The sequence below is a fragment of the Streptomyces sp. NPDC012888 genome (assembly GCF_042900645.1).
Taxonomy (GTDB): Bacteria; Actinomycetota; Actinomycetes; order Streptomycetales; family Streptomycetaceae; genus Streptomyces.
The window spans coordinates 105,510-119,187 of the sequence record NZ_JBIBBM010000007.1; the positions used below are offsets into that span (position 1 = coordinate 105,510).

A 13,678-nucleotide genomic window follows, 5' to 3' on the forward strand; every position below is an offset into this window, starting at 1 on the left:
CGCCCGCCGCCCGGCGACGGCCCCCGGCGCCCGCCCCACGCCGCGACGGCCGCCCGCGCCCGCCCTACGCCGCACCGGGCGTCGCACCCGGCGTCGCACCCGGCGCCGCGATCATCGGCGGGTTCAGCCGGGCGAAGCCCTCCTGCCGCTCGTAGGGGAAGTAGGGGTAGGGGGCGGGGCGGTGCCCGGCGGCGTCCAGGCGGGCGATCTGTGCGGGTGTGAGGGACCAGCCGACGGCGCCGAGGTTCTGGCGCAGCTGCTCCTCGTCGCGCGCGCCGATGATGACGGAGGTGACGGTGGGCCGCTGGAGCAGCCAGTTCAGGGCCGTCTGGGGGACCGTGCGGCCGACCTCCTGCGCGACCTCCTCCAGGGCGTCCACCACGTCGTAGAGGAGGGCGTCCTCGACCGGGGGGCCGTAGTCGGCGGTGCGGTGCAGCCGGCTGCCGGGCGGTACGGGCCGGTCGCGGCGGATCCTGCCGGTCAGGCGGCCCCAGCCCAGCGGGCTCCACACCAGGGCGCCGACGCCCTGGTCGCGCGCCAAGGGCATCAGCTCCCACTCGTAGTCGCGCCCGACGAGGGAGTAGTAGACCTGGTGGGCCGCGTAGCGGGGGTAGCCGTGCAGGTCGGCGGTGGCCAGGGACTTCATGAGCTGCCAGCCGGAGAAGTTGGAGACGCCGGTGTGGCGGACCTTGCCGTCGCGCACGAGGCGGTCCAGTGCGGCCAGGACCTCCTCGACGGGGACCGACGCGTCGTAGGCGTGCAGCTGGAAGAGGTCGATGTGGTCGGTGCCGAGGCGCCGCAGGGCGTCCTCGGCGGCCCGGATCAGGCGGGCGCCGGAGGTGCCGGCGTCCCCGGGGCCGTCGCCGGTCGGCAGTCCCGCCTTGGTGGAGACGAGGACACGGTCGCGGCGGCCCTTGATGGCTTCGCCGAGGACCCGTTCCGAGGCGCCCGCGGAGTAGACGTCGGCGGTGTCGAACAGGATGATGCCGGCGTCGAGGGCGATGTCGACCATGCGGCGGGCCTCGGGGACCCCGGTGCTGCCCCAGGCGCCGAAGAGCGGGCCGCTGCCGCCGAACGTGCCGGCGCCGAAGCTGAGCACCGGCACCTTGAGGCCGGACGCGCCGAGCTGCCTGTGTTCCATGACGGTTCCTCCAGTCGCTAATGGTACTGCTGGTCCGTTAAGGTGGGATCACCGTAGCAGGATCCCGCAATTAATGGAACTGGAGTCCCGTTATGCCGCTCGAAGGTCAGGCCGGCGACCGCCGCGAGGAGCACCGCGACGACCCTCGCGACACGAAGGAACCGGGCACGGTCCGGCCCGGCGGACGCACCGCCCGCGTCCGGGCCGCCGTACTGCGGACCGTCGGCGACATGCTCGCGGAGTCCGGCTTCGACCGGCTCGACCTCGCGGAGGTCGCCCGCTGCGCGGAGGTCGGCAAGACCACCGTCTACCGGCGCTGGGGCACCCCGGCCGGACTCGTCGCCGACCTGCTGGCCGACATGGCCGAGCAGTCCCAGCCCCGTACCGAGACCGGCTCCCTGGACGGGGACCTCCGCGCCAACGCCGACCTCGTGGCCCGCACGCTGTCCGACCCCCGCCAGGGCCCGCTCTTCAAGGCGCTGATCGCCGCCGCAGCGACCGACCCGAGGACCGCCGAGGCCCTGCACCGCTTCTACGAGGTGCGCGTCGCGGAATGGGCGCCCTGCGTCCACCGGGCGGTGGAACGGGGTGAACTCCCCGTGGGCACCGACGCGGAGGAGGTGGTCCGCGCCGTCTCCGCGCCCCTCTACTACCGGCTGCTGACCACCGCGGCCCCCCTGGACGGGGAGGCCGCCGCCCGCGCGGCCCGCGCCGCCGCCGAAGCGGCCCGGGCGGGCGCCTACACCAGGACCGGCACCAGGACCGGCATCGGGCCGGACGCCGGGCCGGACACCGAGCCGGACACCAGGACCGGCACCGGGCCCGGCACACCGGCCGGCGCGCCACCGGGTTCGCCGGCAGGCCCCTCCCGCTGAGCCGTCCCGTGGCCGGGATCACAGCCCGGGCCGCGGCCGGCCGGAATGCCGTGGCCGCCGCGGCGGCTGACACACCTACGCATGCGACACCCGTGCACGCGCAGCCTGGTACCAACGAGGAGCACCTCCCGTGACCGTCACCGCGTCCTCCGCCTCCCGCGCGGCGGAGATCCTGTCCCGGCCCGTCACGCTGGGCGGCCTGACCGTCCCCAACCGCATCGTGATGGCTCCGATGACCCGCCAGTTCTCCCCGGGCGGGGTCCCCGGCGAGGACGTGGCCTCGTACTACGCTCGCCGCGCCGCCGCCGGCGTCGGCCTGATCGTCACCGAGGGCACCTACGTGGGCCACGAGTCGGCGGGTCAGAGCGACCGCGTGCCCCGGTTCCACGGCGAGGAGCAGCTGGCCGGGTGGTCGAAGGTCGCCGCGGCCGTCCACGAGGCGGGCGGCACGATCGTCCCGCAGCTGTGGCACATCGGCATGGTCCGCACCCAGGGCGAGCCGCCCTTCGCCGACGCCCCCGCCATCGGTCCCTCCGGACTGCGCGGTGACGGCGGCGAGCCCACCGGCAAGGCGATGACCCGCCGCGACCTGGACGAGGTCGTCGAGGCCTTCGCCGAGGCGGCCGCGGCCGCCGAGCGCATCGGCTTCGACGGCGTCGAACTGCACGGCGCCCACGGCTACCTCCTCGACCAGTTCCTCTGGGAGGGCACCAACCGCCGCACCGACGGCTACGGCGGCGACCCGGTGGCCCGCGCCAGGTTCGCGGCCGAGGTCGTGGCCGCGGTCCGCGCGTCCGTGTCGCCCGGCTTCCCCGTCCTGTTCCGCTACTCGCAGTGGAAGCAGCAGGCCTACGACGCCCGCCTCGCGGACACCCCGGAGCAGCTGGAGGCGGTGCTCACCCCGCTCGTCGAGGCAGGCGTCGACGCCTTCCACGCCTCCACCCGCCGCTACTGGCTGCCGGAGTTCGAAGGGTCGGACCTCAACCTCGCGGGCTGGACCAGGAAGCTCACCGGCAAGCCCGCCATCACCGTCGGCTCGGTCGGCCTCGACGGCGACTTCATCCGGGCGTTCATGGGCGAGGGAGCCCCCGTCGGCGCCCTCGACAACCTCCTCGACCGGCTGGAGCGCGGCGAGTTCGACCTGGTGGCCGTCGGCCGCGCCCTGCTCCAGGACCCCGACTGGGCGGCCAAGGTGCTGGGCGGCCGGTTCGAGGAACTCAAGCCCTACGACCCGGCCGCGCTGAAGACCCTCAGCTGACGGCCCGGGCGGCGGCCGTGCGGCGGCGGTGGCCGCGCGGCCCGTGCGGCGGCGGTGCGGCCCGTGCGGCGACCGCGCGGGCCGCCGCCACCGGGCCGGGCGTGCCCCTCACGGGCTCGTCAGCACCACCAGCTGCCGGGTCGCCCGGGTCATCGCGACGTAGCGGTCGACCGCCCCCTCGACCCCGTCGCCGAACGCCTCCGGGTCGACGAGCACGACCAGGTCGAACTCGAGTCCCTTCGAGAGCGCCGGAGTCAGTGACCGGACCCGCGGCCCGCCCCGGAACGACGGGTCGCCGATGACGCACGCCACCCCGTCCTCGTGCCCGGCGAGCCAGGCGCCGAGGACCGCGTCCCGGTCCGCGGCCGATCCGTGGACCACCGGAACGCCGGTGCTGCGCACGGACGTCGGCACGTTGGCGTCCGGCAGCGCGCCCCGGATGACCGGCTCGGCCTCCGCCATGACCTCCTCCGGCGTCCGGTAGTTGACGGTCAGGGACGCGACCTCGGCCCGGTCCAGCCCCACCCGTTCGAGCCGCTCCCGCCAGGACTCGGTGAACCCGTGCCGCGCCTGCGCGCGGTCGCCGACGATGGTGAAGCTCCGGGACGGGCAGCGCAGCAGCAGCATCTGCCACTCCGCGTCGGTCAGCTCCTGGGCCTCGTCCACGACGACGTGCGCGAACGGGCCCGCGAGCAGGTCCGGGTCGGCGGTGGGCAGTTCGGACTCGTCGACCAGGCTGACCCTGGCGTCCTGGCCGCGCAGCATCGTCACCAGGCCCTCGCCGTCGTCCCCGTCGGCACCGGACGAGGCCGCGGCCTCGACCAGGTTGTCGACGACCTGCGCCATGCGCTCCCGCTGGGCGGCGAGCGCGACCGTCCGCCGCCGCTCGCGGCGCGCCGCCTCCGGATCGCCCAGGCGCTGCCGGGCCGCGTCCAGGAGCGGCAGGTCGGACACCGTCCACGCCTGCGGCCGGTCCTTGCGCTGGAGCGCCCGCACCTCGTCCGGGCCCAGCCACGGGGCGCACAACCGCAGGTAGGCGCGGTTGGACCACAAGTCCCCCACGAGGTCGGTCGGTTCGAGCAGCGGCCAGGCCCGGTGAAGGGTGGTGACCAGCTCGTCGTCCTGCCGCAGCGCCACGTCCAGGCGGTCGTGCGGGACCTCGCCGCCCAGCTTGTCGTGGACGACGGCGACCAGCGCGTCCCAGATCTGCTCCCGCGCCTCGTTGTGCGGGGTACCGGGGTCCGGCGCGTCGAACGCCTCGGCCCAGTCGTCCGGGTCGAGCCGGACGTCGGCCCAGTCGGTCGTGACCGTCATCCGCTCCGCGGGCGGCTCCTCGTAGAACCGGACCGCGGTCTCGATCGCCCGCACCATGGCCACGGACGACTTCAGCCGGGCCGCCTCCGGGTCGTCCTCGACCCCCGCGGCGGCACCCTCCGGAACGAGGTCCCGCAGAGTGCAGGTCCGCACGCCCTCCTCGCCGAGGCTCGGCAGGACGTCGGACACGTACGCGAGGTACGGCTGGTGCGGGCCGACGAACAGCACGCCGCCCCGGCGGTGCCCCAGTCGCGGGTCGGAGTACAGCAGATGGGCGGTCCGGTGCAGGGCGACGACGGTCTTCCCGGTGCCCGGCCCGCCGTCGACGACGAGGGCGCCGCGCGATCCGGCCCGGATGACGGCGTCCTGGTCGGCCTGGATGGTCGCGAGCACGTCCCGCATCCGGGAGGAACGGCTCTCGCCCAGGCCCGCGATGAACGCGGACTGGTCGTCGAGGGCGGCGTGCCCGGCGAGCCGGTCCGCCAGGAACACCTCGTCCCAGTAGTCGCTGATCCGGCCCCGCGTCCACCGGTACCTGCGGCGGCTCGCCAGACCCATCGGGTTGGCGTGGGTCGCCGCGAAGAACGGCTCGGCCGCGGGGGAACGCCAGTCGACCAGCAGTCGCCGGCCCTCGCCGTCGGTCAGGCCGAGCCGGCCGATGTACATGGGCTCCCGGTCGCCGTCGGCGACCACATGACCCAGGCACAGGTCGAGACCGAACCGCCGCAGGGTGCGCAGGCGGCCGGTCAGCCGGTGCACCTCCGCGTCCCGGTCCATCGCCGCGCGGCCGGTGCCGCCCGGTGCCCGCAGCGCGGCGTCCAGCCGCTCGGACAGCTCCGCGACCGACTGCTCCAGGCTCTCCGCGATCGCCGCGAAGTGCCGTTCGTCCCCGGCGATGAGCGCCGGGTCGGCCTTGGGGGAGAGGCGCTCGGGCAGGTCGAACGCGCTGGTGGTCAGAGGGTTCACGCATCACTCGTTTCCGCAGGAGCCGGGACGGATGAGCGATTCTGCGGTATCACGGGGGCCTTGCCGCAAGACCCCCCATGTGCTATAGGTTAGGAGTGGCCAGGGGGGTATCCGTTCGCCCCCGCAGGGCCCAGCCACCCCCTCGTCAGCGCCGCCGCGCATCAGCGCCGCCGTGCCGGGGGTGAGAGCCCCGCCGGCGGGTACACGCCCCGGCGGAGGAACCCCACATGGACCGCACCGACTGGCTGCTCACCCCGGCCGAGCGCGGCAACCCCGCCACCCGCCTGGACCGGCGCCGCCCCGGCGGCATCGCCTGGTCCGAAGGCAACCACGCCCGCCCGGTGGTGCACGGCGCCGCCTACTTCGCCGAACTCCTCGCCCGGATCCGAGCCCAACGCCCCGGAGACCTGCTGCTCTTCACCGACTGGCGCGGAGACCCCGACGAACGCCTCGGCCCCCACGGCCCCACCGGCCACCGGACCGAGATCGGCACCGTCCTGTGCGCCGCCGCCGCACGCGGAGTCACCGTCAAAGGCCTCGTATGGCGGTCCCACCTCGACCGCATCCACTTCAGCGAGACCGAGAACAGGCACCTCGGCGAGGAGATCGAGGAAGCCGGCGGCGAATGCCTGCTCGACATGCGGGTCCGCCCCGGCGGCTCGCACCACCAGAAACTGGTCGTCCTCCGCCACCCCGGCCGCCCCGAGCTCGACATCGCCTACGTCGGCGGCATCGACCTGTGCCGCGGCCGCAATGACGACGCCCGCCACGACGGCGACCCGCAGGCCGTCCCCATGGCCGCCGCGTACGGACCGCACCCGCCCTGGCACGACGTCCAGCTCGCCCTCCGCGGCCCGGTCGTCGGCGACGTCGAAGCGGTCTTCCGGGAACGCTGGGACGACCCCGCGCCGCTGTCCCGCAGCCCCCTCACCCGCCTGCGGGAACTCGTCCACCACGAGGACACCCACGCCGACACCATGCCCCCGCAGCAACCCGACCCCGAACCCTGCGGCACCCACACCGTCCAGCTGCTGCGCACCTACCCCAACAGGCTGTTCCAGGGCTACGACTTCGCGCCCGACGGCGAACGCAGCATCGCCCGCGGCTACCTCAAGGCGCTCCGCCGCGCCCGGGCCCTGATCTACCTGGAGGACCAGTACCTGTGGTCCCCGCGCGTGGTCGCCTCCTTCGCCTGGGCGTTGCGCACCAACCCCCGGCTCCGGCTGATCGCCGTCATCCCGACCGTCCCCGAACAGGACGGCCGGCTCACCCTCCCCATGAACCTGATCGGACGCATCAAGGCCCTGGAGGGACTGCGCCGGGCGGGCGGCCCGCGCGTCGCGGTGTACGGCCTGGAGAACCACGCCGGAACCCCGGTGTACGTCCACGCCAAGGTGTGCGTCATCGACGACGTATGGGCGTCCGTCGGCTCCGACAACATCAACCTGCGCTCGTGGACCCACGACTCCGAACTCAGCTGTGCGGTACTGGACGAGGCGGGCGACCCCCGCCCGCCGCTCGACCCCGCCGGACTCGGCGACGGCGCCCGGGGCTTCGCCCGCCGGCTCCGCCTGGAACTCGCCCTCGAACACCTCGACCGGGCCGCCGGGGCCGACCCGGCGGCCGAGGAAGCGCTGTGCGACCCGGTCACCGCGTTCGGCGCCTTCGCCGCCTGCGCGGCAGCCCTGGACGCCTGGCACGCCGCAGGGTGCCGGGGCCCCCGCCCGCCCGGGCGGCTGCGCGGCTACCATCCGCCGCCGCTGTCCGCGCCCGAACGCGTCCTCGCCACGCCCCTGCACCGGTTGCTGGTCGACCCGGACGGCCGCCCGTTCCGGCTGCGCCGCCGCAACGCCTTCTGACCACCCCCCGGCAGGGCGGGTGCTCAGGGTGCGGTGACGAGCCTGCGCACCGCCTCCACCACGGCGGCCCGGTGCCGCGCGGTGCGTCCGGCGTCCCACGGGGCGTCTACGCCGTCCGGGGCGCCCGCGCCGTCCTGGGTGCCCGCGCCGTCCTGGGCGGGTCCGCCGGTAGCGGCGAACCAGGCCTGCGCCAGGCCGTTCACCAGCAGCAGCACGTCCACCGGGTCCATTTGCGGGTCGACCGCCCCCGACGCCTGCGCCGCCCTCACCTGCGCGGCCTTGACGCGGTAGGCCTCGCTCTCCGCGGCGGCGGGCGCGGGGCGCTCCAGCTGCCTCCACAGCACCAGGCGCATCAGTTCGGGACGGGCGACGAGGTGGTCGAAGACGGCGCCGGCGTATTCCGGGAGGTCGCCGGCGGTGAACGGCACCGATTCGGCGCCCAGCTCCATGGCGCGGGTCAGCACCGCGTCGAACAGCTGCTCCTTGTTGCCGTAGTAGACGTAGATCAGCCGCTTGTTCGCCCGCGCGGACTCGGCGATGCGGTCGACCCGCGCGCCGGCGATCCCGTACTGGGCGAACTCTGTGAAAGCGGCGTCGAGGAGCCGTGCCCTGGTCGCGCTGGAGTCCCTTGCCATGCGTGCGAGCCTAGCAAGTAACTATCCGGTTATTGACAACGGGCAGGCGGTTCCTGCATGGTCTAACCAGTTAGTTACTTAGTTGCCTTCTGTGTAGGGAGCACCACCATGGAGATCCGCCAGCTCGGCACCCAGGGCCTGGAAGTCGGCGCCCAGGGCCTCGGCTGCATGGGCATGAGCGCCCACTACGGGGCCACGGACGACACCGAGTCCCTGGCCACCATCGACCGGGCGCTCGAACTCGGCGTCACGCTGTTCGACACCGCCGAGGGCTACGGCCCCTTCCGGAACGAGCAGCTCCTCGGCAAGGCCTTCGCGGGCCGGCGCGACGCGGCCGTCATCGCCACCAAGACCGGTGTCGCCTTCGGCGACGACGGCACGCTCCTCGGCCTCGACGGCAGCCCCGGCTACGTCCGCCGCTCCGCCGAACGCTCCCTGCGCCACCTGGGCACCGACCACATCGACCTGTACTACCTCCACCGCGTCGACCCCACCGTCCCGGTCGAGGAGACGGTGGGGGCGATGGCCGAACTCGTCACCGCGGGCAAGGTCCGCCACATCGGCCTCTGCGAGGCCGCCGCCACCACCATCCGGCGCGCCCACGCCGTCCACCCGCTGACGGCCGTGCAGACCGAGTACAGCCTCTTCGAGCGCGGCATCGAGCACGACGGGGTGCTGGAAACCCTCACCGAGCTCGGCATCGGCCTGGTCCCCTACGCGCCGCTCGGCCGGGGGTTCCTCTCCGGGGCGATCAGCGATCCCGCCGACTTCGCCCCCGACGACTTCCGCCGCACCGACCCCCGCTTCCAGGGGGACAACTTCACCCGGAACCTCGCCCTGGTGGAAGAGGTCCGGCGCCTGGCCGCCGACAAGGGGGTGACCCCCTCGCAACTGGCCCTCGCATGGGTCCTGCGCGACGGCGCCGTACCCATCCCCGGTACCAAGCGGCGCACGTACCTGGAGGAGAACGCCGCGGCGGGCGCCGTCACGCTCACGGCCGGCGAGCTCGCCGCGATCGACGCCGTCGCCCCCCACGGAGCCGTGTCCGGGGACCGCTACGCGCCCGAGCTGATGACCACCCTGGGCGGCTGAGCGGGCTACAGGCTGAGCGCGTCCTCCGCGGTGCCCAGCCACGGCGTGACCGAGTTCTTGTCGGGGGAGACGTTGAAGCCGGGTGTCGCCGCCTTGAGCGGCGTCTGCACCAGGTCGGACTCGGTGTTCATGGTCATGGCGATCGAGTCCACCGTCTTGCCGGTGCCGTCGGCCGGCCCGCCCATCAGCCCCGCGTACGCCGACGCGCCGGGAGCCAGCCGGATCGCGTCCTCGATGCCGGGGGCCGTGCCGCGCTCCGTGGCCTGCCCGTCCAGGTCGCCGAAGGTCACCACCGGGTGGCCCAGCACGCGGCACGCCTTGCCGCTCTTGTTGGTGATCTTCAGCAGGTAGCTGCTGGTCGTGGGCTCGGCCAGGCTCGCGGAGAACTTCACGTCGAACGTGCTGCACGGGAACACGTCGTGGTCGGGGTCGGCGGGCGTCGCCGTACCCGGCGCGGGCGGCGTCGGCGCGGGCTCGGACGGGGTCGCGACGCCCGACGGGGCGGCGGTGGGCACCGGCGACTTGCCGCCGGTCGGCGACTTGCCCCCGCCCCCGCCCGCGGCGTCGTCCCCCGTGGGGCCGCAGGCGGTCAGGACCGCCAGGGCGGACACGGAGACGAGGACGGCGGCGGTTCTGCGTACGGTGCTCATGGTGTCGCTCCCCGGACGGCGGCGCGGACGCGCCGGACTGAGCACCAGGGTCCCGCAGGAGCTTCACGGTTTCGTGACGGTGCGTCGCCGAATCCACCACGGTCCCCCGGGGCGGCGCCGGCCGCCGGGCCGGGCGGGGACGCCCCCACCGTGGAACGATCGGCACATGACTGAGAGCGCGAGCCCGTACATCGCTTCGCCCCGGGTCACGGTCCTGGGCGTCCAGGCCGGCGATCCGCCGTTCCGGATCGTGGAGATCGACGGGGAGGTGGTCAGTACGGCGACCTCGATGACGGACGTCATCCTGGTGGCGGCGGCCGCGGGAATCACCATCCACGACCTCGACGACCCGGAGACGGTCCGCTGGGTCGGCGGCGGAAAGTTCACGTGGCACCCGCGCTAGCGACTCCGCCCCGCCCAGCCCCACGGGGCTCCGCCCCGCACCCCGCGCCTCAACCGCCGGCGATGCTCGATCTTCCGGGGCGGGGCCGGCTTGCGGAGCTCTTCGAGCCCGGGCGGGGCCGGCCCGCGGGGCCTTCGAGCCCGAGCGGCGATTGAGCGGGTCGCGGCGGAGCCGTGGCTGCGCGGGCAGCGCTCCCGCCGCGCCCCCCGGGCTCAAGCGCCGGCTGGGCCGGGGGCCGGGCGGAGGTGCTTGCGCCGGCGCGGGGCTGGGGCCCGGGCCGGGGTGGTTGCGCCCTCGGGCGGAAGAGGGGCGTCCGGGGGGTTCTCTGCATACTGCTGGGCATGACCGCCCCGCTCGCCACCCGCGTCCACCTGATGATCACCTGCGTGCTGGTGGTCTGCGGCATGGTCGGCGGCGCGAGTGCAGGGCTGTACCTCGGTGGCCGGGCCACCGCCGTGGCCGCCGGAACGGCGGCCGGGCTCGGTGCCGCGCTCGGTTCGTTCCTGGCCCGCCGCCAGGTGGTCGCCTTCCTCCGCCCCGACCGCGAGACCGCGCGCGTCGACGGATACGCGGAAGGCATAGCCGACGCCGTCCTCGTCGGCATCGCCACGTACCTGGCGGCGGTCTTCCCCGCCACGCCGGACGGCGTGACCGAGGCCGAGCGCGACGTCCGCCGCAGCATCGCCTACCGGCTCGCCGCCCACGACGGCCTGCCCCTCCCCGTGCGGGTCTCCGCGGCCGCGGCCCTCGAAGCCGTCGACCGCGGAGTGGACGAGGAGAAGGCCCAAGCGGCCGTGAAGGCCCTCTCCCTCGCCGTCTACCAGCAGCGCGTCCGCGGCCGCCGCTGACACCGCCCCCGAGAAGCCCCCGCCGGACCGTCGCCGGGCTACCCGTCCGCGACGGCCCGCAGCGGGCCGAGCGCGGCCGCCCTCCTGGCCGGCACCACCGCCGCGACCGCGCCCGTCGCCAGCGACAGTACGCACACCAGCAGCAGCGTCCCCCAGGGCAGGGCGAACGCGTACTCCGCGACCGCGCCGTTGGCGAGGGCGCCCACCGCCCACGCCCCGAACACCCCGGCGGCCAGACCCAGCAGCGTGCCGAACGCGGCCACCGTCAGGGCCTCCAGCCGCACCATCCGCCGGATCCCCGACCGGTCCATGCCGATGGCCCTCAGCACCCCGATCTCCCGCGTCCGTTCCGCCACCGACATGGCCAGGGTGTTGACGATGCCCAGCGAGGTGATCACCACGCCGATGACGAGCAGCCCGTACATCAGGCTCAGCAGGTCGCCCACGGTCCCGGCCGCCTCACGGACCAGCTCGGCCCGGCTCTGCACCTTCAGCAGCGGGTTGCCGCCCACCGCCGCACGCAGCCGCTCCGACACCTCCGCCCCGGAGGTACTCCCGTCGGTGCGTACCAGGATTCGCTGCACGGCGCCGGGCGAGTGGCCGGCGCGCTGCACCTCGGCGCGCCCGCCCAGTACGTCATGCGCCACCGGATTGTCCCGGTACACGCCGACCACGGTGTACTGACGCGGCTCCCGGTCGCGCCCGAGGCGGCCTTCGAGCCGCCCGCCGGTGCGCAGGCCCTGCTCCCGGGCCACCGTCTCGGACACGGCGATCCGCCCCGGCCCGAGGTCCGCGGCGGAGCCGCTGCGGAACGTGAGCCTCATGACCGCGTCGACGGACGCAGGGTCGACCCCGGAGACGCTCCGGACGTGGCCGCCGGTGATCAGCGTGGAGTCGGCGACGGGCGCGGCGGTCCGCACGCCGGCGGTCCGGGCCACCCGCTCGACGACGTCCGGGGCGATCCCGGCCGTGGGCGTGGGCGAGCGAGTGCCGATCACGTGGTCGGCGGTCAGCCCGGCGGCGGCCTGCCGGTCCAGGGCCTGTCCGGTGGAGTGCCCGATGACGGCGAGCCCGGCGACCAGCGCGGTGCTGACCATCAGGGAGGAGGCGGTGGCGGCGGTGCGCCGGGGGTCGCGCAGCGCGTTCTCCCGGGCGAGCCGGCCCACGGCACCGGCACGGCGGGTCAGCGGACCGGTCAGGCGGATCACCGGGCCGGCGGCGAGCGGCGCCAGCAGGATCATCGCGACGGCCAGCACCCCGCAGCCCAGCAGGGCGTGTTCCAGGTTCTCCTCCGAGGCGTCCTCGGCGCTGCCGGCCAGCGACACCAGCAGCCCGGCACCGAGGACGAGCAGGGCCAGTCCCACGGCGCCGCGCGCCCGTGACGGGCCGGGAGCCGGGGCCGCTCCCGCCGAGCGCATCGCCTCCACCGGCGGTACCTTCGCCGCGCGGCGCGAGGGCAGCCACGCCGCGACCACGGTCACGCCCACACCGACGGCCAGCGAAGCGAGGACCGGGCCCGGCCCGATCACCAGCGGCCCGCGGGGCAGGGTGCCCTCCCCGCCGCCGAGCAGCCCGGGCAGTACGGCGGCGATCCCGAGGCCGAGGAGGAAGCCGGTCACGGAAGCGGCGAGGCCCAGCAGCGCGGCCTCGGCGAGCACGCTGCCGGCCACCTGGCGGCGGGAGGCGCCGAGGGCCCGCAGCAGGGCGATCTCGCGGGTCCGGCGGGTCACCAGCATCGTGAAGGTGTTGACGATCAGGAACGAGCCGATGAAGAGGGAGACCCCGGCGAAGACCAGCGGTACCTTCGTGTGCCCGCGGGTCAGGGCGTCCAGGTACACGCCCTGCTGGGCGGCGAGCGCGGCGGCGGTGACGGCTTCGGCCCGGTCGGCGGGCAGGACGGCGGCGACCCGGCGGGAGAGTTCATACGGGTCGGTGCCGGGCGCGGCGGACAGGTCGATGCCGGTGAAGCGGCCGGGGGCGGCGAACAGCCGCTGGGCGGTGGCCAGGTCGAACAGGGCGAGGGTGCCGCCCGAGGTCACCCGCGTGTCCGTGGTGTCCACGATGCCGACCAGCCGTTTGCGCATCGCGGGGCCGTCCGTGGCCAGGGTGATCGTGTCGCCGGTCCCGAACCCTCCGGCGGCGGCGGTGCCGCGGTCCACGGCGAGTTCGCCGGCGTCGCGCGGGGCGCGACCCTCGACCAGGGGGTGCCGCGCGTCCGCGCCGTCCGGCCCCGGCACGTAGGCGCCGGCCACGTTCGCCCAGGCCCTGCCGGCCCGGAGCGGGGTGCCGTCGGCCGCGGCCAGGGTGGCGGAGCCGTCGGCGGACGGGCGTACGGCGGCGACGCCCGGCACGGCCGCCAGCTTCCGTGCGAGCGCGGCGTCCAGCGCGGAGCCGCGGTCCGCGGCGGTGGACGACCCGGGCGGCGGGTCCTTGGGGGCGACGCTGACCGCGGTGTCCCCGAGGTCCTTCGACGCCGCGGCGCGGTAGGCGGCGGCGGAGGAGTCCGCGAAGACGAGGGTGCCGGAGACGAAGGCGACTCCGAGACAGGCCGCCAGGAGGGTCATGGCCAGGCGGGCCTTGTGCGCGAGGAGGTTGCGCAGGGCTGTTCGCAGCATGGGGCTTCCGGTGCGTGGGATG

10 protein-coding genes and 1 pseudogene are annotated in these 13,678 nt (G+C 75.2%); 6 read left to right on the top strand and 5 right to left on the bottom strand.

Annotated elements, in window-relative coordinates:
• Positions 1 to 64: 64 nt before the first annotated feature.
• Positions 65 to 1,141, bottom strand: coding sequence for an aldo/keto reductase (locus ACFY61_RS14705; protein WP_389471544.1), 1,077 nt, complete (start codon positions 1,139 to 1,141; stop codon positions 65 to 67).
• A 92-nt stretch (positions 1,142 to 1,233) separates the two neighbouring features.
• On the opposite strand from ACFY61_RS14705, the pseudogene ACFY61_RS14710 reads away from it, so the two are divergent.
• A pseudogene (locus ACFY61_RS14710) lies at positions 1,234 to 1,890 on the top strand (TetR-like C-terminal domain-containing protein); the annotation flags it as partial.
• A gap of 256 nt (positions 1,891 to 2,146) precedes the next feature.
• A complete protein-coding gene (locus ACFY61_RS14715; protein ID WP_389471546.1) occupies positions 2,147 to 3,274 on the top strand; it encodes an NADH:flavin oxidoreductase in 1,128 nt (375 codons plus the stop codon).
• 108 nt (positions 3,275 to 3,382) lie between these two features.
• Here the strand turns inward: ACFY61_RS14715 and helR are convergent, their stop codons facing one another.
• Complete coding sequence (gene helR, locus ACFY61_RS14720; protein WP_389471548.1) at positions 3,383 to 5,554, bottom strand: RNA polymerase recycling motor ATPase HelR; 2,172 nt, start codon at positions 5,552 to 5,554, stop codon at positions 3,383 to 3,385.
• A gap of 227 nt (positions 5,555 to 5,781) precedes the next feature.
• Between helR and ACFY61_RS14725 the strand changes: the two genes are divergently transcribed.
• Positions 5,782 to 7,413, top strand: coding sequence for a phospholipase D family protein (locus tag ACFY61_RS14725; RefSeq protein WP_389471551.1), 1,632 nt, complete (start codon positions 5,782 to 5,784; stop codon positions 7,411 to 7,413).
• A gap of 23 nt (positions 7,414 to 7,436) precedes the next feature.
• Here the strand turns inward: ACFY61_RS14725 and ACFY61_RS14730 are convergent, their stop codons facing one another.
• Positions 7,437 to 8,048 carry a TetR family transcriptional regulator gene (locus tag ACFY61_RS14730; RefSeq protein WP_389471553.1) on the bottom strand — a complete coding sequence of 204 codons (612 nt, stop codon included), beginning with the start codon at positions 8,046 to 8,048 and terminating at the stop codon, positions 7,437 to 7,439.
• Positions 8,049 to 8,156: 108 nt separating this feature from the next.
• On the opposite strand from ACFY61_RS14730, the gene ACFY61_RS14735 reads away from it, so the two are divergent.
• A complete protein-coding gene (locus ACFY61_RS14735) occupies positions 8,157 to 9,140 on the top strand; it encodes an aldo/keto reductase (protein WP_389471556.1) in 984 nt (327 codons plus the stop codon).
• Between the two features lie 5 nt (positions 9,141 to 9,145).
• Here ACFY61_RS14735 and ACFY61_RS14740 read toward each other — a convergent pair whose 3' ends face one another.
• Entirely contained in the window at positions 9,146 to 9,790 is a 645-nt protein-coding gene (locus tag ACFY61_RS14740) for a DUF4232 domain-containing protein (RefSeq protein ID WP_389471559.1), read from the bottom strand.
• A gap of 166 nt (positions 9,791 to 9,956) precedes the next feature.
• On the opposite strand from ACFY61_RS14740, the gene ACFY61_RS14745 reads away from it, so the two are divergent.
• Positions 9,957 to 10,193, top strand: a complete 237-nt coding sequence (locus tag ACFY61_RS14745) for a hypothetical protein (RefSeq protein ID WP_389471561.1) — start codon at positions 9,957 to 9,959, stop codon at positions 10,191 to 10,193.
• A gap of 341 nt (positions 10,194 to 10,534) precedes the next feature.
• Positions 10,535 to 11,041, top strand: coding sequence for a hypothetical protein (locus ACFY61_RS14750; protein WP_389471563.1), 507 nt, complete (start codon positions 10,535 to 10,537; stop codon positions 11,039 to 11,041).
• 38 nt (positions 11,042 to 11,079) lie between these two features.
• Here ACFY61_RS14750 and ACFY61_RS14755 read toward each other — a convergent pair whose 3' ends face one another.
• The gene (locus ACFY61_RS14755; protein ID WP_389471566.1) at positions 11,080 to 13,656 is read right to left on the bottom strand and encodes an FtsX-like permease family protein; all 2,577 of its coding nucleotides are present in this window, start codon (positions 13,654 to 13,656) and stop codon (positions 11,080 to 11,082) included.
• Between the last annotated feature and the right edge of the window lie 22 nt (positions 13,657 to 13,678).